This window comes from Morganella sp. HSTU-ASny43, assembly GCF_022819185.1.
Classification (GTDB): Bacteria; Pseudomonadota; Gammaproteobacteria; order Enterobacterales; family Enterobacteriaceae; genus Morganella; species Morganella morganii.
Map to the genome: position 1 here is coordinate 89158 of NZ_WSPG01000008.1, position 23422 is coordinate 112579.

At 51.8% G+C, this 23422-nt stretch carries 27 protein-coding genes and 1 pseudogene; 13 read left to right on the forward strand and 15 right to left on the reverse strand.

Annotated features, from left to right (window positions below):
• Positions 1-14: 14 nt before the first annotated feature.
• Both GN208_RS06270 and GN208_RS06275 read right to left on the reverse strand, forming a co-directional pair.
• Complete coding sequence (locus GN208_RS06270) at positions 15-473, reverse strand: nucleoside deaminase (protein WP_004237625.1); 459 nt, start codon at positions 471-473, stop codon at positions 15-17.
• A 10-nt stretch (positions 474-483) separates the two neighbouring features.
• Positions 484-1425 carry a LysR family transcriptional regulator gene (locus GN208_RS06275; RefSeq protein WP_015422711.1) on the reverse strand — a complete coding sequence of 314 codons (942 nt, stop codon included), beginning with the start codon at positions 1423-1425 and terminating at the stop codon, positions 484-486.
• 96 nt (positions 1426-1521) lie between these two features.
• On the opposite strand from GN208_RS06275, the gene GN208_RS06280 reads away from it, so the two are divergent.
• A complete protein-coding gene (locus tag GN208_RS06280; RefSeq protein ID WP_004237627.1) occupies positions 1522-2742 on the forward strand; it encodes an MFS transporter in 1221 nt (406 codons plus the stop codon).
• On the opposite strand, the gene GN208_RS06285 is transcribed toward GN208_RS06280, so the two are convergent.
• Both GN208_RS06285 and GN208_RS06290 read right to left on the reverse strand, forming a co-directional pair.
• On the reverse strand, positions 2695-3090 hold the full coding sequence (locus tag GN208_RS06285) for a VOC family protein (RefSeq protein WP_048884229.1): 396 nt from the start codon (positions 3088-3090) through the stop codon (positions 2695-2697). The two genes, GN208_RS06280 and GN208_RS06285, sit on opposite strands and share 48 nt — an antisense overlap.
• 110 nt (positions 3091-3200) lie before the next feature.
• On the reverse strand, positions 3201-4622 hold the full coding sequence (locus GN208_RS06290) for an MFS transporter (protein ID WP_004237628.1): 1422 nt from the start codon (positions 4620-4622) through the stop codon (positions 3201-3203).
• Between the two features lie 134 nt (positions 4623-4756).
• Between GN208_RS06290 and GN208_RS06295 the strand changes: the two genes are divergently transcribed.
• The gene (locus tag GN208_RS06295) at positions 4757-5554 is read left to right on the forward strand and encodes a helix-turn-helix transcriptional regulator (RefSeq protein ID WP_004237629.1); all 798 of its coding nucleotides are present in this window, start codon (positions 4757-4759) and stop codon (positions 5552-5554) included.
• Here the strand turns inward: GN208_RS06295 and GN208_RS06300 are convergent.
• The 3 genes from GN208_RS06300 to GN208_RS06310 form a co-directional block, all read right to left on the reverse strand.
• On the reverse strand, positions 5551-6186 hold the full coding sequence (locus tag GN208_RS06300) for a LysE family transporter (protein ID WP_004237630.1): 636 nt from the start codon (positions 6184-6186) through the stop codon (positions 5551-5553). The genes GN208_RS06295 and GN208_RS06300 overlap by 4 nt on opposite strands.
• Complete coding sequence (gene pip / locus GN208_RS06305; protein WP_004237631.1) at positions 6183-7157, reverse strand: prolyl aminopeptidase; 975 nt, start codon at positions 7155-7157, stop codon at positions 6183-6185. Before pip ends, GN208_RS06300 begins: the two co-directional genes overlap by 4 nt.
• A 121-nt stretch (positions 7158-7278) precedes the next feature.
• Positions 7279-8466, reverse strand: coding sequence for an MFS transporter (locus GN208_RS06310; RefSeq protein ID WP_243828316.1), 1188 nt, complete (start codon positions 8464-8466; stop codon positions 7279-7281).
• 115 nt (positions 8467-8581) lie between these two features.
• Here GN208_RS06310 and GN208_RS06315 point away from each other — a divergent pair, with 115 nt between their 5' ends.
• The 3 genes from GN208_RS06315 (at position 8582) to GN208_RS06325 (ending at position 11720) form a co-directional block, all read left to right on the forward strand.
• A complete protein-coding gene (locus GN208_RS06315) occupies positions 8582-9484 on the forward strand; it encodes a LysR substrate-binding domain-containing protein (RefSeq protein WP_004237633.1) in 903 nt (300 codons plus the stop codon).
• Positions 9485-9598: 114 nt separating this feature from the next.
• On the forward strand, positions 9599-10648 hold the full coding sequence (locus GN208_RS06320; RefSeq protein WP_004237634.1) for a serine hydrolase domain-containing protein: 1050 nt from the start codon (positions 9599-9601) through the stop codon (positions 10646-10648).
• A 4-nt stretch (positions 10649-10652) separates the two neighbouring features.
• Positions 10653-11720 (forward strand): alpha/beta hydrolase, encoded by a 1068-nt coding sequence (locus GN208_RS06325; protein WP_004237635.1) that lies wholly within the window; start codon positions 10653-10655, stop codon positions 11718-11720.
• Here GN208_RS06325 and GN208_RS06330 read toward each other — a convergent pair.
• A complete protein-coding gene (locus GN208_RS06330; protein ID WP_004237636.1) occupies positions 11711-12496 on the reverse strand; it encodes a DJ-1/PfpI family protein in 786 nt (261 codons plus the stop codon). The two genes, GN208_RS06325 and GN208_RS06330, sit on opposite strands and share 10 nt — an antisense overlap.
• Before the next feature lie 93 nt (positions 12497-12589).
• Here GN208_RS06330 and GN208_RS06335 point away from each other — a divergent pair, with 93 nt between their 5' ends.
• Positions 12590-13204 (forward strand): TetR/AcrR family transcriptional regulator, encoded by a 615-nt coding sequence (locus tag GN208_RS06335; protein WP_004237638.1) that lies wholly within the window; start codon positions 12590-12592, stop codon positions 13202-13204.
• A 20-nt stretch (positions 13205-13224) separates the two neighbouring features.
• Here GN208_RS06335 and GN208_RS06340 read toward each other — a convergent pair whose 3' ends face one another.
• Positions 13225-14082 carry a PhzF family phenazine biosynthesis protein gene (locus GN208_RS06340; RefSeq protein WP_015422713.1) on the reverse strand — a complete coding sequence of 286 codons (858 nt, stop codon included), beginning with the start codon at positions 14080-14082 and terminating at the stop codon, positions 13225-13227.
• Between the two features lie 28 nt (positions 14083-14110).
• Positions 14111-14953: a PhzF family phenazine biosynthesis protein gene (locus tag GN208_RS06345; RefSeq protein WP_004238425.1), complete on the reverse strand. Its 843-nt coding sequence runs from the start codon at positions 14951-14953 to the stop codon at positions 14111-14113.
• Between the two features lie 101 nt (positions 14954-15054).
• Between GN208_RS06345 and GN208_RS06350 the strand changes: the two are divergent.
• Positions 15055-15168, forward strand: a pseudogene (locus tag GN208_RS06350) (LysR family transcriptional regulator); the annotation flags it as partial.
• Here the strand turns inward: GN208_RS06350 and GN208_RS06355 are convergent.
• Both GN208_RS06355 and GN208_RS06360 read right to left on the reverse strand, forming a co-directional pair.
• Positions 15146-16168, reverse strand: a complete 1023-nt coding sequence (locus GN208_RS06355) for an MFS transporter (RefSeq protein WP_311133478.1) — start codon at positions 16166-16168, stop codon at positions 15146-15148. The pseudogene GN208_RS06350 and the gene GN208_RS06355 overlap by 23 nt on opposite strands.
• Positions 16132-16329, reverse strand: a complete 198-nt coding sequence (locus tag GN208_RS06360) for a hypothetical protein (protein ID WP_004238423.1) — start codon at positions 16327-16329, stop codon at positions 16132-16134. The genes GN208_RS06355 and GN208_RS06360 overlap by 37 nt, the downstream gene beginning before the upstream one ends.
• A 214-nt stretch (positions 16330-16543) precedes the next feature.
• Here GN208_RS06360 and GN208_RS06365 point away from each other — a divergent pair, with 214 nt between their 5' ends.
• From GN208_RS06365 to GN208_RS06380, 4 genes are all read left to right on the forward strand, one after another.
• Positions 16544-16948, forward strand: a complete 405-nt coding sequence (locus GN208_RS06365; RefSeq protein WP_004238422.1) for an NUDIX domain-containing protein — start codon at positions 16544-16546, stop codon at positions 16946-16948.
• 88 nt (positions 16949-17036) lie between these two features.
• Entirely contained in the window at positions 17037-17873 is an 837-nt protein-coding gene (locus tag GN208_RS06370) for an AraC family transcriptional regulator (RefSeq protein WP_004238421.1), read from the forward strand.
• 85 nt (positions 17874-17958) lie between these two features.
• Positions 17959-18666: an AzlC family ABC transporter permease gene (locus tag GN208_RS06375; RefSeq protein ID WP_015422716.1), complete on the forward strand. Its 708-nt coding sequence runs from the start codon at positions 17959-17961 to the stop codon at positions 18664-18666.
• Positions 18663-18974 carry an AzlD domain-containing protein gene (locus GN208_RS06380; protein WP_004238419.1) on the forward strand — a complete coding sequence of 104 codons (312 nt, stop codon included), beginning with the start codon at positions 18663-18665 and terminating at the stop codon, positions 18972-18974. The genes GN208_RS06375 and GN208_RS06380 overlap by 4 nt, the downstream gene beginning before the upstream one ends.
• A 47-nt stretch (positions 18975-19021) precedes the next feature.
• Here the strand turns inward: GN208_RS06380 and GN208_RS06385 are convergent, their stop codons facing one another.
• The 3 genes from GN208_RS06385 to GN208_RS06395 are packed head-to-tail and all read right to left on the reverse strand — an operon-like array spanning position 19022 to position 21813.
• Positions 19022-19993 (reverse strand): ABC transporter substrate-binding protein, encoded by a 972-nt coding sequence (locus GN208_RS06385; RefSeq protein WP_061057399.1) that lies wholly within the window; start codon positions 19991-19993, stop codon positions 19022-19024.
• Positions 19994-20006: 13 nt separating this feature from the next.
• Positions 20007-20747, reverse strand: coding sequence for an ABC transporter ATP-binding protein (locus tag GN208_RS06390; RefSeq protein ID WP_015422718.1), 741 nt, complete (start codon positions 20745-20747; stop codon positions 20007-20009).
• 1 nt (position 20748) lies between these two features.
• Positions 20749-21813 (reverse strand): iron ABC transporter permease, encoded by a 1065-nt coding sequence (locus tag GN208_RS06395; protein WP_015422719.1) that lies wholly within the window; start codon positions 21811-21813, stop codon positions 20749-20751.
• 424 nt (positions 21814-22237) lie between these two features.
• Here GN208_RS06395 and GN208_RS06400 point away from each other — a divergent pair, with 424 nt between their 5' ends.
• Both GN208_RS06400 and GN208_RS06405 read left to right on the forward strand, forming a co-directional pair.
• A complete protein-coding gene (locus tag GN208_RS06400) occupies positions 22238-22945 on the forward strand; it encodes a GNAT family protein (RefSeq protein ID WP_004238413.1) in 708 nt (235 codons plus the stop codon).
• Positions 22942-23364, forward strand: a complete 423-nt coding sequence (locus tag GN208_RS06405) for a MerR family transcriptional regulator (RefSeq protein ID WP_004238412.1) — start codon at positions 22942-22944, stop codon at positions 23362-23364. Before GN208_RS06400 ends, GN208_RS06405 begins: the two co-directional genes overlap by 4 nt.
• Positions 23365-23422 lie beyond the last annotated feature (58 nt).

Consider the following 23422-nt stretch of genomic DNA (forward strand, 5'->3'; position numbering starts at 1 on the left):
AGTGGCAACTATAATCAGTTCTGTTTTTGCTGCCAGAAATCATACAGTGACGGTTCACCTTCCGGTTTTTGCTGTGTAAAAGAGAAGCCGGGCTGTTCATGCGGATCTGCCCGTAAAGCCTGTGCGATGGATGCTGTTGATAAACCGTAAGGTTCCGCATCTGCATTGGAATAAGCATAGACGGCACGGGTCACACCTGCCATCCGCATTGCGGCAAGACACATCGGGCATGGCTGTCCGCTGGCATACACCACACAATCTTCCAGCCGGGTCTGCCGGAGGTGATTACCGGCATGGCGCAGAGCCAGCAATTCCGCATGGGCGGTAGGGTCATGCAGCTCAAGCATCTGATTAACCCCTTCACCGACAATTTCCCCGTTTCTGACCACAACGGCACCAAACGGGCGACCGCCCTTTTCGACATTCCGGCGGGCCAGTGCTATCGCCTGAGCCAGAAATTCACTATCTGTCATCAGTTATTCCTTATGCTTGATTAACGGGGGATTCCCATACCGCTTTCCCCTGCCATTGTGTTTCCAGTGTATTGAGAAATTCGCGGACTTTCGGCGCCAGAAATTGTTTTGACGGATATACCGCACACACAGGTTCTCCGGGCGGTGTAAATGCAGTCAGTACCGGCTGCAATACCCCTTTCGCTATCTCAGGCCCTGCCAGAAAAGCACCAAGCTGACAGATTCCGCCATCAGCCAGTGCAGCATCAAGAACCGCGCCGGTATCTCCCAGACTGAACCGGCCGCTGACCGGATGCAACTGAACGTTTTTATCCCGCATAAACTGCCAGGGAACATTTCGTCCCCGGTGGCGGAAGATAAGACACTCATGTGCTGCTAACTGTTCCGGTGTTTCAGGTATACCGTGCCGTTCCAGATAACCCGGTGACGCACAGGTCACCAGGCGATGCGGCGCCAGAACTTTACGCACCAGGCGGCTATCATCATTACCGCCGATACGCACGGCCACATCAATACCTTCCTGAATCAGATCACAGTAATCATCAGAAAAACTGACATCAATATCAACATCGGGCCATTGTGCGGCATACTGTTGTATCACCGGCATCACATAATTGCGGCCAAAAACCACAGGAACAGCGACCCGCAATGTGCCGGAAGGTTTTTGTCTGCCTTCATATAATGCATTTTCCGCATCATCCACCTCGGATAATATCCGTTTGGCATGCAGATAAAAACATTCGCCCTCTTCTGTGAGACGCAACCGCCGTGTGGTCCGGTGAAGCAGGCGGGTACTGACACGGTTTTCCAGGCGCTGAAGGCATTTTCCGGCAGCGGAACGTGAAATCTGTAGTTTTTCAGCTGCTGATGTGAAATTACCGGTTTCACTGACCCGTACAAAAACCAGCACATCGAATAAGTTATCCAGCAGTAAACCATTTTTATCTGCCACGATTTGTCCCCGGTGTTTGGCCAAAGATGATATTTATCTGTCATACTGGCGCAGATAGACTCTCTTCTCAAGTAAAGTTATTACCATGAGGAATGTATGTCAGACAGTCATTGTTTATCACCTTCATTGCCGCCTGCCCGCCGGGGATGGTTTTCTGTTGTTGCGCTGACCCTCGCAACGTTTGCCGTGGTCACCACAGAGATGCTGCCGGTCGGGTTACTGACACCGGTTGCGGCAGAGTTCCGGGTGCCACAGGCGTATGTCAGCCTGATGCTAACCATACCGGCCCTGGTCGCTGCGCTTTGTTCCCCCCTGATTATTCTGTTCACCGGCCGCCTGAACCGTCGTTATCTGCTGATGATACTGATGCTGTTATTAATGGTGGCCAATATCTGTGCGGCAACAGCCACCCACTTCTCTGTTCTGGTCGCGGCCAGGATTATTGTCGGGCTGAGCATCGGCGGGATCTGGGCAATCGCCGGCGGAATAGCTGTCAGGCTGGTCGATTCACGGCATGTGGCACTTGCCACTTCTCTGATATTTGCCGGTGTTGCCGCCGCATCTGTGCTGGGAATTCCCGCCGGGGTGATCCTCGGTGAATGGGTCGGCTGGCGTGGCGTGTTTGGTATCATGAGCCTGTTTTCCCTGGCGGTGTTGCTGCTGATGCTGAATCTTCCCTCTCTGCCGCCGGTTCAGGCACCGGTTGTCCGCGATTTTCTGACCCAACTCCGCCGCCCGGTGATCCTGACGGGCTTGCTGATCACATTACTGCTGGTGACTGCCCACTTTATGGCATTTACCTTTGTCCGCCCGCTTCTGCAACGGGATCCTCAGTTGCAGGCACATGAACTCAGCGGGTTACTGGCGCTGTACGGCATTGCAGGTATTGCCGGTAATTTCGTGCTGGGGTTATTGTCCGGTCATCATCTGTTCCGTGCCGTATTCTGCATTACCGGCGGTATTGCCCTGAGCCTGACAGGGTTACTCCTGCTGCCTGCCGTTCCTGCATCACACATCATTATTCTCACGCTCTGGGGAATGGCATACGGCGGCGTATCTGTGACGCTGATGAACTGGATGATCCGCTACAGCGCACAAGCGATTGAAATAACCGGGTCACTTTATATCGCCTTTTTCAACACCGGTATTGCTGCCGGGTCTGCTGCCGGTGGCATGATGGTGTCTGCGTTCTCCTTACAGGAAAATGTCATTGCAGCACTCATCTGTGCTGCAATAGTGCTGATATTGATTTGCGGTTTTGTTATCCGCTTATACCGGCCGGGACGTCACCGGCAGGCCAATCTCGATCAGGTTTAAATCCGGGTCACGGAAATAGACTGATATTATCGGGCCGGTTGCCCCCGTGCGTTCCACCGGCCCCTCTTCCACAACAATTTTTTCTTTTGCCAGATGCGCCAGCGTCTGTTCAACCGGGGTTCCGGTGAGAAAGCAAAGATCTGCTGAACCGGGTACCGGTTTATCCGCATTCGGCAGAAATTCATTTCCTGCCTGATGTAAATTAATTTTCTGACGGCCAAACACCAGAGCCCTGCGATCCCCGCGAAATGTAATGACCGAAAACCCCAGTACGCGGTGGTAAAAATCACAGGTTTTTTCAATATCGGCCACAGTCAGAACCAGATGGTCAAGGTGTGAAATTGTAATCATCAGACAACTCCCTGTATCGCTGTTATTCGTACATTACGTGGTATCACATTGGCTGAAAATACACAATTCGGGGTATTTGCTTTTTTTAATACATCCGTAATGATGCACTACAGACAGGAAACTATTTCCGGCTGCCGGGCGCGTGTTATGCGGTAAATCAGATATGCGGCACACAGTGCCATCAGCACATTGAACCCGAGGCTGACACTGTAAACTGCGGCCGGGGCAGATAACAGTACAGTATCCCCGCGGTGCCGGAGTGAAAACTGTAAAATAACCGATACTGCGGTTGCACCGGTTGCCGCACCAATCTGTTGTAATGTGGCCGTCAGTCCGGATGCCATCCCGGCCTGTGCCGGTGTAACCCGGGACAGCACAATGTTCAGCATCGGGGTCATAATCATGCCCTGTGTGAACCCGACCAAAAACAGAAACAGGCTGAGTATCGTATTTGCGGTGCTTTGCGGCAGGAGATTCAGCCCGGCGATTAATACCAGATAACTGGCGGCATACCCTAATGCACCGTAATAAATCACCGGTTCGCCCCGTCCGATAATCATTCGCGGGGTAATAAAGGAGGCAATAACAAAGCCGATACTGGACGGTACAAAAATCAGCCCGGCTTCCAGCGGTGTAGCCCCCATACCGTTTTGCAGTAACAGGGAAAGTATCAGCGGAAATGCGGATGAGGTGGCATAGACACACAGCACAGCGCCGGTGCCGGTAACAAATGGCCGGTTGCTCAGTACGGCAATATCAAACAGCGGCGTTTGTCCGGTGCGTGATAAATGCTGCTGATAACGGACAAAACAGAACAACAGAACCATACCCGTAAACAGCAATCCGGCACTGAAAAGTGTCAGGCCCCAAACCGGTAACATCAGAAGCGGTAACAGAAATGCGGTAATTCCGGCAGCGGATAACAGTACGCCCGGCCAGTCAGTGGTGAGTCCGTCCGCAACGCGCCCCTCCTGTAAATGGCGGGACAATACCAGAGCCAGAATACCAACAGGGAGATTAACCAGAAAAATCAGCCGCCAGCTCATATCAAACAGATTCAGGGTAATAAGCCAGCCCCCCAGTGCCTGACCGGCAATCGCGGCCAGCCCCAGCGTCATCCCCAGCCAGCCGAATGCTTTTCTTGCCTGTGTTTCATCAAAATTCAGGCGAATACCTGCATACACCTGCGGGAACAGTAATGCGGCAGCCAGTCCCTGGATAAAACGGGCAATCACCAGTAATAAGGCTGTCGGTGCGGCAGCACACAACAGTGACGCGAGTGTAAAAAAGGCCATTCCGGCCTGATATAACCGGCGGCGTCCGTAAATATCGCCCAACCGCCCACCGGTGATCAGCAGCAGGCCGAAAGCCAGTTCATACCCGGCAATAATCAGTGTCAGTTCAGTGAAACTGGCCTGTAAGCCGCGTTCGATACTGACTATCGCCACATTGACGACAAACAGATCAAAAATAGTGACAAACCCGGCGAGGACTAATACAAACAGTGCAATACGTTGCTGCTGATTCATGTTTTTCTCATTTTGCCATTTTTAAAAGCAGGAATGAGACTATAATCAGGTCGTTATTCTGTTACAATTTAACCGTTTATACTATTACTAATAGTGACAGGAACTCAGGGCAACATAGCATAAGGCATCTGATAATGAGTGAAAACCCGCGCACGCGGCCGGAACTGGCTGATTTTTTACGCACAAAACGCGAAAGTCTGACCCCGGAATGTGTGGGGCTGCCGCATACTTCGCGCCGCCGTACTCCCGGTCTGCGCCGCGAAGAAGTCGCCGCACTTGCCGGGGTGGGCCTGACCTGGTACACCTGGCTGGAACAAGGGCGTGAAATCGGAGTATCCACCCGCTTTCTGGACAACCTGGCACGGACACTGCGTCTGAATGAAGCAGAACGCCAGCACCTGTATCTGCTGGCTCACCAGCGGGCTCCGGAAGCTTCCGGTGATACAGAGCATCATGTGCCGCCGGTTATCACCCGGATGCTGGATGATTTTCCGGATAATTATCTCTGCTATGTGCTGAATCTGCACTGGGATGTGCTGGCGTATAATGAAAAAGCAGATCGTTACCTGCACTTCTCTGAAGCGCAGCCCGGGATGTGTAACTTTCTGTATTTGCTGTTTACCGATCCCCGCTATCAGACCCGCTTTACAGACTGGGAAACCGATGCTCAGCGTCTGCTGGCCAGTTTCCGCCGGGATTATGCCAGAACAAAGCATGACCCCAATATTCAGCGGATGATAACGGCATTATGTCAGGAATCTGCGGCTTTTGACACGTTGTGGAATAAACACGAAATATATCAGCCCTGTAACGGCATCCGCGAAATTGAATTTAACGGCAGACGGGAAACCTACGAGTATGCGTCCCTGACATTTGATATCGATAAATCCAACCGGTTACTGGTGTATACGCCGGTTACCGGTGAGGATTAAATCACCGATGCCACCGACAGCAGTAATGCCATAAGGATCATCAGGATACCGCCGCACAGATTAAACCAGCGCAGACTGTTCCCCCGGAAAAATGACGCGGATTTAACAGCATGTGCGGCATAAACCCAGATAATATCGATAACAATGCCCAGGGCTATCGGGATCAGCGACATCAGCAGCAACACAGTGGTAGCGGACATCTCCGGCGGAATTTCACCGGTAAATCCGGGAACAATCGTACCAAACATAATCACGGATTTCGGGTTCGCGGCACCGACAATAATACCGGCAAACAACGACTGACGGCCTTTATTCGCCGGCATATCCATCGCCATACTGATCCGGGATGCCCGGACATACTGCCAGCCAATCAGCAGCAAAACCAGTACCCCGATCAGACGGATAATCATCAGGATCTGCGGAGAAGACATCAGCACCGCACCAATTCCGAAAGAAAGCAATACCGCAATGCTGTACATACCGATGGCATTTCCCGCCACGCCTTTCAGGGCATTTTTCTTCCCGGCAGATAACGCCTGGCCGACCAGAAACAAAATACTCGGCCCCGGAATGGCAATCAGCACGGAGCTGGTGATCACCAGCCCCAAAATACCCTGCAGATTACCGGTCATGGCTCCTGACCGGCAAAATAGTCTGTGGCCCGCAGCAGCTGATCCCGGATCCCCGGTTCAGACATCGCGTGCCCTGCACCTTCAATCAGGTGCAGCACCGATCCCGGCCAGGCTTTATGCAGATGCCACGCAAAGGTTGCCGGACACGGCATATCATAACGGCCGTGAACAATAATTCCCGGAATACCCTGCAGCCGGTGAATATCACGCAGCAACTGACCTTCCTCCAGCCAGCACCGGTGATAAAAATAGTGATTTTCCAGCCGGGCAAAGGCGATGGCGAAATGGTCATCAGTAAATTCGCCAACGTGCTCTGCATCCGGTAGCAGTGTGGTGGTTTTCCCTTCCCACAGAGTCCAGGCTTTGGCCGCCGCCAGCTGAACCTGAACATCATCACCGGTCAGCAGTTTATGATACGCAGCAATCATATTGTGCCGTTCCTGCACCGGAACCGGTGCCAAAAAGGCTTCCCACTCTTCCGGGAACATCTGTGAAACGCCAAATTGGTAATACCAGTTCAGTTCCGCCTCTGTCACGGTATACACACCGCGCAAAATGATTTCACTGACCTGCTGCGGATGCGTTTCACTGTATACCAGTGCGAGGCTCGAACCCCAGGAGCCGCCGAATACCAGCCATTTACTGACACCGATATGCTTTCTCAGCCGCTCAATGTCCTCCACCAGATCCCATGTGGTGTTATGGGAAATTTCCGCATGCGGTGTTGAACGCCCGCAACCGCGCTGGTCAAACAGCAGCACATCATAACGGGCTGGATCAAAATAGCGCCGGTATTCCGGGCTGATTCCGCCGCCGGGTCCGCCGTGCAGGAAAACAGCCGGTTTCGCACCGGGTGTGCCGGTGCGTTCGTAATAGATCCGGTGACCATGACCAACATCGAGAAACCCGGTCTCATAAGGCTCAATGGCCGGATACAACGTACGGAATGTTGTGTCAGAAGAGGTTGTCATAGCAAAATCACCGGTTAGCAGTAAACAGAATTCACCACTCTAATCAATAACCCGCATAAAAGACAAGCAGTCCGTGGATTTACATCACGGACTGCCATACTGGTTTAACCTGCTGATTCATTTATATAGTCGTGCATTGCTCTGCATCTGAAGCAGGCTTCTGCGATTTTGTCCGGCGTAAGGTTATCCGCAGCACCACTAATCCGGCGGCGGCTACCGCTGCCCCTGCATAACTGACACCGGCATAATCACCACCGTTTGCCAGCACCGATGCGCCCAGCGCGGCACCGACTGCATTGCCGAGATTAAAGGCACCGATATTGACTGATGAGGCCAGCGCCTGCGCTTCTGAGGCTACCTGCATCACTTTTACCTGAAGCGGCGGAACGATACCAAAACTGGCCGCTCCCCAGATAACCAGCATAATCCCCGCAGTGACAGTGTCACGGGCCATAAGCGGAAACAGAACCATCGTCAGCGCCAGCAGTGCAAATAATCCGTACAATGTGCGGGAAACCGAACGGTTTGCCCATACACCGCCCAGATAATTCCCCAGTGTGAAGCCCAGTCCGACCAGAACAAGCATGATGCTGATCTGCGTTTCCGGCACAGACGAGATAAAGGTCAGTGCGGGGGCAATATAGGTATAAAACGTAAACATGGCACTGGCACCCAGCACAGTACACAACATTGCCAGTAATACCGCCGGACGGGTCAGTACCTGTAATTCACGGCGCAGATTAAGTTCTTGTCCCTGCATATTACGCGGCAGTGATCGCAACAGCGCCGCCATTGTCAGCAGGCCGAGAAGACTGACCACAAAGAAGGATTCACGCCAGCCCAGCATCTGAGACAGTTTGGTGATCGCCAGAACGCCGCCGATATTGGCAATGGTCAGCCCCATAAACATACCTGCAATCGCCCCGGCTTCTTTGCCTTTGGCTACCACCCGTGTCGCCACCATCGCACCGATGCCGAAAAACGCGCCGTGATTCAGACTGGTGATAAAGCGGGCAAACAGCAGTGTATTGTAATCCGGCGCCAGTGCCGACAGCACATTACCTGCCGTAAAGATGCTCATCAGGAAAATCAGTGCCGCTTTGGGCGAACGCCGGATCAGCAGTAACGTCATCACCGGTGCACCCAGCATCACGCCCAGTGCATACACCACAACCAGCATCCCGGCGGCGGGAATGGAAACAGCCAGTGACCCGGCGATTTCCGGCAGCATACCCATCGGGGAAAATTCCGTTGCCCCGATAGCAAACGCGCCGACAGACAGGGATAACAGAGCAGTATTTGTTCGCATAATGTCCTCAGAATAAAAAACAACGTCACAGTGTTGTCAGGACGGCGATTCTGCCACATTGATTTTTGCGGAAACAGCCGCTAATCTGCAAAAAACAATTGAATAAAACGCAATAATGAAAATCACCCTGGAAGAAATGCGGGCATTTATTGCCGTCGTTGACAGCGGCTCCGTCACAGCCGCTGCCGCACAAAACGGGCTGACCGTATCCGCCATCAGCCGCGCCCTGCTGCGTCTTGAAGAAAAGATGAACAGTACGCTGCTGTACCGCACCACGCGGCGGCTTAAACTGAGTGAAGAAGGCGCATTGTTTTTACAAAAAGCCCGTGATGTGGTGCAACTGGCGCAGGAAGCGGAAGATGTGCTGATGAACCACAAAGAGATCCCCTCCGGCACACTGCGTATTGATGCTTCAACACCTGTTCAGCTCCATGTGATAGCACCGCTGGTGACACAATTCCATGAACGTTATCCGCAAATCCGTCTTGAACTGACTAACTATGAAGGCATCACCAATTTACTGGAAAAACAAACCGATATCGCATTCCGCTTCGGTCCGCTGGCGGATTCTTCCCTGCATGCCACGCTGATGGGCTACACCCGCCAGCGGATTCTGGCCAGTCCGCGTTATCTTCAGCAGCATGGCGAACCGAAAACGCCGGAAGATTTGGCACAGCACACTCTGCTGGGATTTATCACACCGGAAAGCCTGAACACCTGGCCGCTGTATAACGGTAATAAAAAGGGATTGAAAATTACCCCGTCACTGGCTGCGAGCAGCGGGGAAATTATCTGCAATCTGGCACGTTCCGGCGCGGGAATTGCCTGTATTTCCGATTTTGTGACACACGAAATGCGCGAAAACGGGGAATTTCGTCAGGTTCTGACATCATACACTTATGAAAACAAACTACCGATTAATGCGGTGTATTACCGCAGTCAGGCACTTTCTCCCCGGCAGCGCTGTTTTATCGACTTTGTTCTGCAACACAGCCAGTGTTTTAAACGCACCGGTTAATCTGAACACTACCTTAAGCCGCTGACGGCGCATCTCAGTATCTTCTCGACAATATTTTTCAGCGCAATTAGTCTTAAAATAAACCTGCCTTGTAAAAATAAGAGAGAAACAATAATGCAAACGGCACTGAATGCGCTGACAGAAGGCTTTTCGCCGGATGAGCCCGGTGTTATCGTCATGGTACATACCGATAACGGCGCAACATGGTACAGCTGCCGGGGCATGGCGGATGTGGCAACCCGCACGCCGGTAACACCGGACACTATTTTCAACTTAGCCTCCGTTTCCAAACAATTCACCGCATTTTCGCTGCTGTTACTGGTGCAGGAAGGTAAAATTTCGCTCAGTGATTCTGTTTTGTCCGTCTTGCCGGAGCTGGGCGAATATGCACGTCCGGTGACATTACGCCACCTGCTGCACCACACCGGCGGACTGAAGGATTATATGGATCTGGCTTTTGCCCGTAAAACCGGCTTTTATGATCCGCTGACACCACAGGAAACCCTGGCGGATCTGGTCAGTCAGACAGAAGCGGATTTTCCGCCCGGAACCCGCCATGATTACAGTAATACCGGCTATTTTCTGCTATCTCAGGTTATTGAGCGGGTCAGCGGGCAGTCATTTGCTGATTTTGCCCGTGAACGGATTTTTGCACCGCTGGAAATGAACCATACTTTTATTGTTGAGCAATATCCGGCACCGCAGACCATTGCCACCGGCTACGGCAAAGCTGCCGGTCAGTGGCGGATTTCTGAAAGCCCGTGGACACACACCGGCGACGGCGCGGTACATTCCAGTGCCGCTGACCTGATGAAATGGGGCGAAAACTACCGCACCGCCCGCATCGGTGGTACTGCGCTGATACAACAGATGTCAGAAACCCTTTCCCCGCTGACAAAAAACGGCACGCCCGTTACGGATTATGAGCCTTATGCTGCGGGGTTACATACCCTTCATCATTTCGGTGAGCTGAGTCTGGAACATGCCGGAGGCTGGATGGGTACCAGCACTTACTTTATCCGGCTGACAAAATCAGACACCACTATCGTCGCGTTATCCAACCGCGAAGAGTGCGATACCGAAACGCTGGCCCGAGCCGCTGCTGCCGCCTTTCTCCGCCCTGCATTCCCTGCGATGATCACTGTTCGCGGGGGCGAAGAATAACAACATGATACAGCGTTATTTCCGCCGGAAACTTGCCGGGCTTGCTCTGCTGTTACTGATTGCCGGACTGGTACTGTTTTTTACCAGCCATCTTGATGATTTTGATTTTGACAATGCAGTGGCAAAAGAACTGACCTTCACCTCACAGGGAAACAGGCTTTCCGGTACCCTGCTGCTGCCCGGCAACGGACATCCGGCAGCGGTTGCCGTGATAATCCACGGTAACGGCCCGCAGGACAGATATTCAGACAACGGATATAACCCGCTGTTTAATACCCTGCTGGATGCCGGTATTGCAGTATTTTCCTGGGATAAAGCCGGTATCGGTAACAGTCAGGGAAACTGGCTGCATCAATCAATGGATGATCGCGCAGAGGAAGCCGTGGCCGCACTGACATTGCTGCAATCCCTTTATCAGAATACCCCGGTGCAGATTGGCTTTCTTGGTTTCTCCCAGGCAGGATGGGTGATCCCGGCAGCGGCGGCACAATCGCAGCCTGATTTTTCCGTGATTATCGGCGGTGCGGTGAACTGGCGGGATCAGGGACAATTTTATCAGGGGCTGCGCTACGCACAGCAGGGAAAATCGCCGGGAGACATTAAACAATTGCTGGCAGCAGAACAGGCAGAGAATGACCGGATATTTGGCCGCAATGGCTCAAAAGACCCGGCACAACGTAGTGATATGACACCCGACCGCTTTGAATTTGTGGTCAAAAATTATCTCAGTGATGCCACCCCGGCAATCCCTCAGATGAACGGGCGTGTGCTGGCGGTATGGGGCGCGGAAGATCTGAATGTCGATGCCCGGCAGAATTCCTGCCGTTATCAGTCACTTTTGAAAGATAATCCAAAGACAAAAGTCATTGTCTTTCCGCAGGCCGGGCACGGTTTATTACAGGCACCCGCCTATAATTATCAGCTCAGCAGCGACTGGCCGGTACTGCGCCAGTGGCAGTTTCTGTATGCCGGACGGGAAGCCTATCATCCGGGAGCATTGTCTCTTATCACTGACTGGATAAAAAACAAAATCCCGGATTTGACAGCCTATTACCCGGTTTGTCAGTCCTGAATCATCTGCTGATAACGGGCATAGCCCCGTTTCGCCGCTTCGTGATATTGCCGGTTCAGCGGCGCGGTCATACTTTGTGATATGGCGGTCATTTCCGGCCCTGCAAGTTGCGGGGAGCCGGTGCGGAACGGCGGGCGCGGGTCATATTCAATCGCCAGTTCAACCAGCGCAGCCAGTTCCTCACCCCGCAGGGCTTTCAGCACCAGTAATGAGGCATCAAACGAACCGGTAGCCGGGCCGGAGGTGTAGATAGTATCGTCTATCACCACATCACTGCCGCCGACGGCAACAGCCCCGACATCCGGCAGCATCGGCACCACATTACTGTTACTGGTTGCCCTTCTGCCTTTCAGTAATCCGGCTGTACCCAGCATCAGCGAACCGTAACAGGTGCCAATCACATATTTTGCTTTTTGCCCTGCCCGCGCGAAAAAGCGGATCACCTCCGGATCTTCAATCACCTCAGGCGGCACCATACCGGTCACCAGTACATCCAGATCATCCGGACACTCATCGAAGGTCATTGTCGGCATCGTCGGCCAGCCGATATAGCCCTCCACCAGCTCCCGGCGTTTCCAGATAAAATAGATTTCCGCCCCTGCAATCGTAAAAACAGACTGCGCACCGTTGATATCCATCGGCATATAACCCGGACAGACAAAAATGCCGACTTTCAGTAATGCGGGCTGTGATGCGCGTCCGGCAGCGATCAGCGCCTGAATGGAAGGCGTGCTCAGCCCGTAAATAGTTTCAACTGCATAATCATGATCAGACATCAAAATACTCCGTGACAACATTTATTTACTAACCGGTAAAATAATGCATGAGGTACAATGATGTAAATTGTTTTTATACTGATCGGTAATCAAATGGCACAAAAAGGCAGACCCCGGAATTACGACAGTGCCGCCGCACTGGATAAAATCATGGCGCAGTTCTGGCGCAAAGGGTATACCGCAACGTCTCTCGATGAACTGGCCGCAGAAACGGACATGAGGAAACCCAGCCTGTACGCTGCTTTCGGTAATAAAGAACGGCTTTATCAGCTGGCAATGGACAGGTTCGGTGAAATCGCTCAGGCGCATTACTCCGCCGCACTGGCACCGCAGACGCCCGGTGAGCCGCTGGCCGCCCGCCTGACCCGCTGGTTACAGGCAACCGTCACCCTTTATACCGGAGAGCACGGCCCTGCAGGATGTATGGTGTTATCGACAGCCGCCGCCGAAGTGTACGACCCTGCCATCCGCAAGCGTCTGCAGGAAGTGATTGCGGCGCAGGAGATGATGGTGCTGGATTGTCTGAATGAAGAGAAAACTGCGCTGCACGATCCGGATTGCGCCCCGCTGCTGGCGAAAACACTGACTGCGTTCCTGCACAGTATTTCCCTGCGCGCCCGGGCCGGTGAAAGTGCCGGGCAACTGGCAGAGATGGTTCGTGCCGGTCAGATGGTATTGCAGTCTGCACTGACATCACCGGCGGCATAATATCCGCCGGTGAGTATTTTTCAGCGCAGTGAAACCTGACCCCGGATACAGTCTGTCACAACACCGCCGACCCAGATCCCGTCGGCATCCTGCCGGACACTCAGCCAGCCGTCACGCTTCACACTTTCACCCTGCCGCGCCAGATAGTGCGGCGGCAATGTGCCGTTGCTGATAAGCCACTGTGCCAGTGCTGCATTCAGGCTGCCGGTTACCGGGTCTTCCGCGCCTCTGCGGTTAATAAATGCCCTTACCGCAAGTACGGCATCACTGCCTGCCGGATACCGGGAAAACACGCCGATTTTATACAGCGCGTTATTCCCTGACTGGCTGAGCACCGCATAATCCGGGGTGATTGCCAGCAGGCGGGCAACGGAATCCACCTCAATCCCTGTCCAGGCCGGGCCGTTATCAATATATTTTGCCTGCAAAATGGCACTGCGGGGGATACCGTATGCCGATGCAACCGTATTGCACTCGTCTTCTGTAAGATCCCGCTCGTTAATCATCGGTGGTGCGGCAAAGGCAGTTCCCTGTTCAGACTGACGCAGCGTAATAAGCCCGGCGGCACATTCCTGAATGATATCCCGCGTTTCACTGAAACCGGTATGCTGCTTCCAGACATGGCAACTGCCCAGGGTCGGGTGTCCGGCAAACGGCAATTCACCATCCGGGGTGAAAATGCGGACACGGTAATCAGCCTGCGGATCCTGCGGTTTCAGCAAAAAGGTGGTTTCACTGAGGTTTGTCCAGCGGGCAAAACGGTGCATTTCCTCATCCGTCAGATCATCCGCATCAACCACCACCGCCAGTGCATTACCCAGCAGCGGCACATCAGAAAACACATCAACCTGATAAAAGGAATGGGTTTTGTTGTTCACGGTAATTATCCTTTTGGTTTGTTTTCAGTCAGCACAGCGCTGCCTGTCCGGTGATCACACAGGTCACATCCCCGGCAACCCATACCTGACCCGCTTCCTTAGTGACAAAGATTTTGCCGTCACGGCTGATAACCTGTCCCTGTCCGGCCACATAGCATTCCGGTAAAATACCTTCGCCGGTCAGCCACTGGGCAAGCGACGCATTCAGACTGCCGGTCACCGGGTCTTCTTCCCCCAGAGAACAGCATAATGCACGGACTTCCAGCTGAACCGGTCCGCTCTGGTCATCATACAGTGCACAGAGGCCGATATCGTACCCGTCCAGCAGAGAATAATCCGGTTTCGCTGCCAGCACCTTCGCAACAGAAGTCAGTTGCAGGCCAATCCATCCCGGGCCGTTATCCACCCATGCGGAGCGCACCACATCTTCATCACGCAGCCCCAGTGCTTTCACAATATATGCCACCTGCTGCGGATCAGTATCCCCGCCGCGTAACAGTGCCGGGGCTGCAAATGCCAGCCGGTTATCCTGCTGACGGACAGTCACCATACCGACTCCGCACTCCTGAATAATATCGCGCTTATCATTAAACTGCTGTGTTTCGCGCCAGACATAACAGGTACCCAGGGTCGGGTGTCCGGCAAACGGCAATTCACCGTCCGGCGTAAAAATGCGGACCCGGTAATCGGCCTGCGGATCCTGCGGTTTCAGCAAAAAGGTGGTTTCGCTGAGGTTTGTCCAGCGGGCAAAACGGTGCATTTCCTCATCCGTCATATCATCTGCATCAACCACCACCGCCAGCGCATTGCCGAGCAGCGGTACATCAGAAAAAACATCGACCTGGTAAAACTGATAAGTGCGGGTATTCAACGTTATTATCCTTTTTATGTGTTAACAGAGCAGAGCTGATGATTTTTATCACAGAAAACGATTATGATGAAATCATTAACCATCACTGTGATAAATCGCTCATGCAGAAAACGGATTCTTTTTCCGGGATTACCGCCTTTGTCGCCGCTGCACAGCACGGCAGTTTTACTGCGGCAGCAGATAAACTGGGGATCACCAAATCAGCGGCCGGCAGACGGTGTGTGCCGCCTGTTGCCGGACTTTCAGCCGTATTGTGATAAAGGCTGCCGCCGCAAAGACAATTCCCTCCCAGATAATGGTTTCAACGCCAAAACTGCGGATCATCCGCCCGCCGGCCATTGCGCCCAGGGTGATCCCGAGATTGGAAAATCCGATATACAGACTGTTGGCAAATTCCGGCGTGTTCCCGGCTTCACGCAGCAGCCGGGTCTGGCTGACAATCAGCCCGGACGTATGCAGTATTCCCCAGAGCACCACCACCGGCACCATCAGCCGCGGCGAAGGACCGCAGAGCCAGACCGCCAGGTAAATCAGGATAAACAGCAGCGGATACAGTGACGTGGTTTTAATGACATTGCGCTGTAAATACCGGCTGAAAATAAAGTTGCCGAAATAACCACTGATGCCGAACACCACCAATAATGCGCTGGTCGTATTGTTGGAAAAACCGGTGATAGTGACGAGATAACCGGCGATATAACTGAACCCTGCAAACATCGCCGAAAAAATCAGTGTCACTGCCGCAATACTCAGCCATACATCACGACGTTGCAGAATCGCCAGCTGTTCACGCACTTTCAGCGCCTGTGTCACCGGTAATGACGGCACAAACAGCGCGATCCCCGTAAAAGCAACCACACTGGTCAGCGCACCGAACCAGAACGCAGCATTGAGTGTAAACATTTCCGCAATAAAGGCACTGAGCGGCATTCCCAGCACCATGCCGACAGCCACCCCGGAAAAAACAATGGCAATCGCATGGGCAGATCGTGCAGGCGGCACCACATTGGCGGCCACCACCAGGGCAATAGCAAAAAATACCGCGTGCGTCAGTGCCGGTAAAATACGGAAAAACAGAATCACATCATACTGATGCGTAATGGCATACGCGATATTGGAAATAATAAAAATCGCCATAATCACCAGCAAAACTGTTTTGCGGTTATAGCGCCCCAGCATCAGCGTGATGGCAGGCCCGGTAATGGCGACCACCACAGCATAGATACTGACCAGAAACCCGACCCTGCGGTGCCGTGATCTGCAACTGTTCCGTCAGTTGCGGCAGGCAGCAGACCAATCACCGCCACTTCTGTGGTAATGACGCCGAAGACCGCCAGTGACAGCGAGAGTAAAATCAGCATAACGTTATTTTTCATAGAGATACCCGCAGGAAGCACGATAAATGCTCCTGATATAAATAATGTGAATTGATAGTGCGGATATATCCGGTGCTTATCCTGGCAAATCTGCGATCAGCACGGAAGATCAGTCACGGAAACTGTCAGTAGCAAAAAAGTTGACACTCTCCGGAAAGCACAGTGTCATAATGGCTGCAAAGCACACATTCACCAGAGTGATAAAGGAACAGCAATGACGGCAAAAATGATCGATAAACTGGCACTGATCACACTGAAAGACGGCAAGGTAGCCATGGTCCGCTCTCATAACAAAACCCTGTTCTACGCGCCGGGCGGCAAACGCGAAGCCGGTGAAACTGACGAACAGGCTCTGTGCCGCGAAATTGACGAAGAACTGACGGTGACACTGAAACCGGACACCATCACGTTTTACGGGGAATTCACCGGTCAGGCGGACGGTAAACAGGATGGCACACAGGTGCGTATCCGCTGTTATCAGGCGGAATTTACCGGCGTACTGCAACCGGCCGCGGAAATTGCTGAACTGGACTGGCTGGACAGCCGTGATCTGCCCCGCTGTTCTCTGGTCGCGGCACTGATTGTGAAAGACCTGGCAGCACGGAAACTGATCGGCTGATATCGCGCAGCTGCGCAATTTTGTACAAGACAGAATGTAACGCAGCGCGATAATAACTGGTTACCGTAAAGACAGAGCAGGACACACCATGCAGAGTGACGGGCATTGCCGTGAACAGGCTGATTATTTTCATCTGGACGATTTTTATGGTCTGGGGATGATCTCTGCCCGTTACTATCAGCAGAAATTCAGCCGCCATACGCACGAAGGCTTTTGTATTGGTGTGATTGACGAAGGTGTTCAGCAGTTTTTCCGCACCGGCAGTAATCATTATGCCCCGACCGGCGATATCATTCTGGTGAATTCCGATGAAATCCACACTGGTTCATCGGCACTGGAAACCGGCTGGGCCTACCGTGCGATTTATCCGACACCGGAAATGCTGGATGCGCTGATGCAGGATCTCAAATCGGCCGATCGGGGCTTTGTCCCCTGGTTTTCTCACGCGGTTGTCCATGATCCCGGCCTTGCCGCACAGTTACGCCTGCTGTTTGATGTATTGCTGAAGCCGGATAACCGGCTGCTGAAAGGCTCTCTGTTGCTCTCAACCCTGGCCTGGCTTATCACCCGTCACAATAAAAAAGGCTTTCGCCCGGCGGAGATCACCCCGGCCGGTCAGCGCCTGCAACATATTGCAGAAATGATGAACAGCCATCCGGAAACCGATTATTCCCTGGATGAGCTGGCCGCAATGGCAAATCTCAGCCCGTGGTATTTTCTGCGCCAGTTCCGTCTGCGTTACGGTATGCCGCCCCACGCGTGGCTGATTCAGGCACGCCTGCGCAAAGCGCGTCAGCTGTTGCAAAATGGCGACCGCCCGGCGGATGTTTCTTTACAGTGCGGATTTACCGACCAAAGCCACTTTACCCGCCATTTTAAACGGGCAATGGGAGTCTCACCGGGCAAATTTATGCAGCGCCGCTGATCCCGCTGAACAATTTTGTACAATCTTTCTGTTGTTGTGTCATGGCAGAGTATCCGGACTGTTTTACGCTGTACGGATGATAACAATGACAACAACCACAGATTTACCCGCCTCTCCGCTGAAAGATTTCCTCACCGGCGCACTGCATATGACCCCGCTCAACCTGGCCGTGGTGCCGTGGGCGATCCTTGCCGGATCGATGGCGGTGGACAGCGGCCTGACCTTTGCACAAAGTGTCGCGATGTCCGCAATGGTCTTTGCCGGTGCTGCCCAACTGGTAACACTCGGCCTGCTGAACAGCGGTGCCGGGGTGATCACCATTATCGTGTCCGTCTTTTTTATCACCTCACAACACCTGCTGTACGGGCTGACGCTGCGCCCGCATGTGCGCCCTTTTTCCCCGCTGCAACGGGCCGGTATCGGCTTTCTGCTGACGGATGAACTGTTTGCGGTCAGTGTCGCCGGGCGGCAGCGCCTGAGTTTTGCTTATCTGTTCGGTGCCGGACTGAGTTTTTACCTCGTCTGGGTGCTGGTCAGTATTCTCGGTATTGTGCTGGCACACAGCATCAGCGACCTGAGCCGGCTCCGGCTCGACTTTTCGGTGGTGGCGACATTGCTGGCGATTGTGGTGCCGCTGATCAAATCAAAAAGTGCACTCGCCGGGGCCCTGTTTTCCTTTGTGGTCACGATTATTCTGACCCGTGCCGGTATTCAGGGCAGCGCGGTGATTGCCGGCGTCAGCGCCATGCTGCTGGCCGTTCTGCTGGGGCGTAAATGGGGGGATGTAAAATGAGCTGGGGATTAATATTCGCACTGACGCTGATGCTGTTTTCGCTGCGCTTTATTTTTCTGATCCCGGGATTACCGCTGCGGCTTCCGGTCTTTATTCAGCAGGCCCTGACCTATTCCGCGCCCTGTCTGCTGGTGGCTATTTGCGCGCCGATTGTATTACTGGAGGAACAACAGTTCCGTGATATCAGTGATAATCCGTATTTATGGGGTACGCTGTTCTGTATTATCGCCTCACGGCTGATTAAAAATACCCTGCTGACCGTGGTCCTGACGCTGGTATTTTTCTACACCCTGATTTATCTGTTCTGATTATGTAACTATCCGCACCGGAAACCCGGTGCGGAATTCAGAGAACGTTACGGTTTTTCGTGAATTTCTTTTGCCAGTACCGGCAAAATATCAATCGAGCGCGGTCCCGGCACTAATTCGGACAGATTCACTTTAATATAATTTTTATTTTTCACGGCTTTTACACCCTGCATTTCCGGCATGGACTCAATAAATGCCACTTTCTGGTCATAATCATCATCATTACGGAAGCCTTTATAGACAGGAATAATGATCACTTCCGGATCAGACATAATCACATCTTCCCAGTTACCGACCGCCCAGGTTTTTCCGGTATTTTTGCCGGCAAAAATATTCTTAACAGAAATCAGTTTCAGCATCTCTGAGGTATAACCATCAAAGAAGGTATAGGGTTTACCGTCCTGAGAATCAAAAATAAAGGCGGTTTTTTCCGGATACGCCTGAATCTGGCTGATAACGGTATTCAGTTTTTCTTTTTCTGCTGCCACGTATTTTTCAGCTGTCTCCTGCACACCGAAGATCTCACCAAATTTCAGCATGTCGTTAAAATAGGTATTCACATCTGCTTTCGGTGATGTCATGGATTCCGGCACATAAACGGCAACCCCTTCCGGCACAATTTTATTGGCTTCCAGTGCCAGTTTTGAGAATGAGTTTGCCCAGCCGGTGGCGAAATCGGGTTTGACAGACATAAAGACTTCGTAAGACGGCCATTTTTCTGCCAATACGGGAATTTTGTCATATGCTGCTTTTACCGGCGGATAAATCGGCTCTTCCAGAAAAGCGGTACCGACCATACGGTCCCCCAAATCCAGTGCCAGCAGCATTTCGGTGGTGATCTGGCTGAGAGAAACAATACGCTGCGGGGATGTTTCCGGTTTAAAGTGATATTCGTTGCCATCCAGTTCTGCACTGAACTCAACCGGGACATAAGCCTGTGCTGTTTTATTTTCCGCAGTGGCTGTCACGGAAAACAATGCAGAGATAACCAGGGTACCTAATAATAATTTTTTCATCATTTCCTCATCCGGATTATAAAAATATAGCAACACGGTCTTCGACCGGTAATACCGTAAATTCCACACCAAATACATCAAACAGGCACTCCCGGGTTAATACTTCCGCCGGTGTGCCCTGCGCATAAATTTGCCCGTCATTCATCAGGATCAGATACTGACAGTATTTTGCGGATAAATTAATATCGTGAATGGTCATAATTACGGTGGATTCTGATGCGGCCAGCGCTTTCATTACTTCCACTTTATAGCGGATATCCAGGTGGTTAGTCGGCTCATCCAGGATCATAATATCGGTTTCCTGGGAAAAACATTTCGCCAGCATCACCCGCTGTTTTTCACCACCGGACAGTGCGTGATACTCTTTATTTTTCATTTTTTGCAGACCAAACAATGCCATGTAGTTGTCTGCAATCACGAAATCCCGGTCGCTGTAATCCACGTAATGTTTTTTGTACGGCATCCGCCCCATCACCACAATTTCCTCAATGGTCAGTTTGCCTTCCACCTGGTCATTAAACTGCGTCAGTACCGAGATATTGCGGGCGAGTGATTTGACAGAAAACTGAGCCACATCCGTGTTATCAAAGAAAACGGTGCCCCGGGTTTTGATATCCCGGTAAATATGCCGTAATAAAGTCGTTTTACCGGAGCCGTTAGGCCCGACAATACCGATCACTCTTTTGCCGGAAAATGACAGATTAATGTCTTTCAGTATCCCGTTATAATTCAGGTCATTAATATCAACAGTACTCACGTTACCGGCTCCTGTTCGCTTTAATAATGATATAAACAAACAGCGGTGCACCTATCAGTGAGGTCAGAATACCGACCGGAATTTCCTCCGGTTTAAACCAGCTGCGGGAAATCGTATCAATAATCACCAGAAATGCACCACCGACCAGGCAGGAATAGAGCGATAACTTAAAGTGCTTCACGGAAATCGTATTATGGACAATATGCGGAATAATAAGACCGATAAACGCAATCACACCGACATTGGCCACAATAATAGAGACCACAAAAGATGATAAAATAATCACTGCCAGCTTGATGGCACCGACATTTACACCTAATTGTGCAGATGCATCTGCACCCAGTAATAACGTATCAAGCACATTGCTGAATAACAGACAAAAAATTAATACTGCAATTAATGCCACCAGCGGCAGCGGGATGTAAGACCATTTAATACCGGAGAAACTGCCCAGCATCCAGAACATTGCACTTTTAACCTGACTTTCATTCTTGGACAGATAAATAATGGCAGTAGTGATAGCAGAAAACAGACTGGAAATACCGATACCAATCAGCACCAGATTGGTCATATTGCTCTTTTTGAAATTAAACAGGACAATAATAGCAGTGGAAATCAGCCCGCCGGCAAATGCACCGATATAGACATTATACGGTGACATAAAAGCAAATAACCCGAGCACAATGGCAGATACCGCCCCCGCGCTGGCACCGGAGGAAACCCCGAGAATATACGGGTCGGCCAGTTCATTGCGGGTTATGGTCTGCATCAGGATCCCCACCAGCGACAGGGATGCACCGGTAATTGCCACCAGGATAATCCGGGGCAGACGGATATTATAAATGATGGTTTCATACGGCAGGAGATCATCACCGCTGATGCCCCCGCTAATAATTTTGATTACCGTATCCAGCTTCTGATGAAATTCCATATTGACGCTGCCGTAAAACAGTGAAAAAAACATGGCAGCAAGCAACACAGACAGGCAGATAAAAAATTGTGAAAAATTCCGGCCATTCAGTTTCTTTTTACGCCGCACGGGTGTTTCTCTTACTGCTTCACTCATCACTGTTAACCTGTATTTCATCAGATCAGAGGCTGTTAACAGATTTACGGAAATATCACATTATGATAACAAAATACCGCCATAATTTGCCTGTCAGTCTCTGTTTCCACTATTTTTCTGATTATAGCGGAGAATACATCAAGGTTATGTACTCCCCCAGAGTATATTCCGGGAAATAATCCGTGAATATCCATATTTAATGATCTGTATCTGATTAGCACAGAATAAAACGCCGGAAGATTTCCCGGCGTTTTATTTATCTGAACAGCACTATTTTACCGCATCAAAATTATTCTGCCGGAAAATCGTGCTGTAAATACCAATCACTGAAGTGGTTCTCTGAAATTTTAAAAAACCGGCTCTTTTCTCATCCCGTTCAGCATATTACAGTACAGGAAAGCAAAACAGCGCGGAGAGAAAATAAATGAGTCAGATAAATGCATTCGGACAAACTGTCGGTGATATCGTTCCGGACTGGACCGCCCGCCCTTACCCTGCCCGCATCAGTGCGGAAGGCCGTCACTGCCGGATCGATCCGCTGAGCCCGTCCCATGCGGATGACCTGTACCGGGCATTTTCACTCGCCCCTGACGGGCGTTACTGGACCTGGCTGCCGGATGAACCACCGGCCGATCTGAATGAATACCGCGCCCGTACCGAAAAAAATGCACAATCGTCGGATCCGCTGTTTTTCACGATTACGGATAAGCACACCGGCAAAGCCGTTGGCCTGTTTTCCCTGATGCGGACTGATGAGAAAAACGGCGTCACGGAAGTCGGTCATGTGCATTTTTCCCCGCTGCTCAGCGGCACGGTGATGTCAACAGAAGCCCACTGGCTGCTGATGAAATATGTATTTGATACCCTCGGTTACCGCCGTTATGAATGGAAATGTGACAGCCTCAATGCACCGTCCCGCAATGCGGCACTGCGCCTGGGTTTTCAGTATGAAGGCTGTTTCCGTCAGGCGCGGGTTGTCAAAGGCCGCACCCGTGACACCGAATGGTTTTCCATTACTGACCGTGAATGGCCGCTGGTTAACCACGCCCTGGAACAGTGGCTGTCAGCGGATAATTTCACACCGGACGGTAAACAGATCCGCTCCCTGGCATCCCTGCGTGATGCAGCATGAAAATGATTGATATCGGCCGTGTCGCAGAGCTGACCGGCCTGACAACCGCCACCATCCGCTATTATGAAAGCAAAGGCCTGATCACGCCTGCCGGGCGCAGGGGCCTGACTCGTATTTATGATGAAGAGGTGCTGACCCGGCTGTCCCTGATCATTCTCGCCAAACAAGGACATTTTTCGCTGGATGAAATCGCGGTCATGCTCAGCGAACTGCCGTCAAAAGGGATTGAACGGACGGCAATTCAGGCAAAAATCACAGAAATTGACCAGAAAATCCGCGAGCTGCAAAATCTGAAACAGGGATTGCTGCATATTGAGCAGTGCCCGGCAGAAAACCATCTGGCGTGCCCGAAATTCCGCAAAATCCTGAGTGTCAGTCTGAAAAAAAACAGAAGCAAAGCGGTGAAAAATCCCGCTTGACTTAAAGTTAACTTGAAGTTGTATCATCCGGCATACTGATTTCCGTTTGATGTCATTA

Excerpts from the sequence above, each read along its gene's own strand:
- GN208_RS06270 (WP_004237625.1), bottom strand. The coding sequence starts at position 473 with ATGACAGATAGTGAATTTCTGGCTCAGGCGATAGCACTGGCCCGCCGG.
- GN208_RS06280 (WP_004237627.1), top strand. The coding sequence starts at position 1,522 with ATGTCAGACAGTCATTGTTTATCACCTTCATTGCCGCCTGCCCGCCGG.
- GN208_RS06290 (WP_004237628.1), bottom strand. The coding sequence starts at position 4,622 with ATGAATCAGCAGCAACGTATTGCACTGTTTGTATTAGTCCTCGCCGGG.
- GN208_RS06295 (WP_004237629.1), top strand. The coding sequence starts at position 4,757 with ATGAGTGAAAACCCGCGCACGCGGCCGGAACTGGCTGATTTTTTACGC.
- GN208_RS06300 (WP_004237630.1), bottom strand. The coding sequence starts at position 6,186 with ATGACCGGTAATCTGCAGGGTATTTTGGGGCTGGTGATCACCAGCTCC.
- pip (WP_004237631.1), bottom strand. The coding sequence starts at position 7,157 with ATGACAACCTCTTCTGACACAACATTCCGTACGTTGTATCCGGCCATT.
- GN208_RS06310 (WP_243828316.1), bottom strand. The coding sequence starts at position 8,466 with ATGCGAACAAATACTGCTCTGTTATCCCTGTCTGTCGGCGCGTTTGCT.
- GN208_RS06315 (WP_004237633.1), top strand. The coding sequence starts at position 8,582 with ATGAAAATCACCCTGGAAGAAATGCGGGCATTTATTGCCGTCGTTGAC.
- GN208_RS06320 (WP_004237634.1), top strand. The coding sequence starts at position 9,599 with ATGCAAACGGCACTGAATGCGCTGACAGAAGGCTTTTCGCCGGATGAG.
- GN208_RS06325 (WP_004237635.1), top strand. The coding sequence starts at position 10,653 with ATGATACAGCGTTATTTCCGCCGGAAACTTGCCGGGCTTGCTCTGCTG.
- GN208_RS06330 (WP_004237636.1), bottom strand. The coding sequence starts at position 12,496 with ATGTCTGATCATGATTATGCAGTTGAAACTATTTACGGGCTGAGCACG.
- GN208_RS06335 (WP_004237638.1), top strand. The coding sequence starts at position 12,590 with ATGGCACAAAAAGGCAGACCCCGGAATTACGACAGTGCCGCCGCACTG.
- GN208_RS06360 (WP_004238423.1), bottom strand. The coding sequence starts at position 16,329 with ATGAAAAATAACGTTATGCTGATTTTACTCTCGCTGTCACTGGCGGTC.
- GN208_RS06365 (WP_004238422.1), top strand. The coding sequence starts at position 16,544 with ATGACGGCAAAAATGATCGATAAACTGGCACTGATCACACTGAAAGAC.
- GN208_RS06370 (WP_004238421.1), top strand. The coding sequence starts at position 17,037 with ATGCAGAGTGACGGGCATTGCCGTGAACAGGCTGATTATTTTCATCTG.
- GN208_RS06375 (WP_015422716.1), top strand. The coding sequence starts at position 17,959 with ATGACAACAACCACAGATTTACCCGCCTCTCCGCTGAAAGATTTCCTC.
- GN208_RS06380 (WP_004238419.1), top strand. The coding sequence starts at position 18,663 with ATGAGCTGGGGATTAATATTCGCACTGACGCTGATGCTGTTTTCGCTG.
- GN208_RS06385 (WP_061057399.1), bottom strand. The coding sequence starts at position 19,993 with ATGATGAAAAAATTATTATTAGGTACCCTGGTTATCTCTGCATTGTTT.
- GN208_RS06395 (WP_015422719.1), bottom strand. The coding sequence starts at position 21,813 with ATGAGTGAAGCAGTAAGAGAAACACCCGTGCGGCGTAAAAAGAAACTG.
- GN208_RS06400 (WP_004238413.1), top strand. The coding sequence starts at position 22,238 with ATGAGTCAGATAAATGCATTCGGACAAACTGTCGGTGATATCGTTCCG.
- GN208_RS06405 (WP_004238412.1), top strand. The coding sequence starts at position 22,942 with ATGAAAATGATTGATATCGGCCGTGTCGCAGAGCTGACCGGCCTGACA.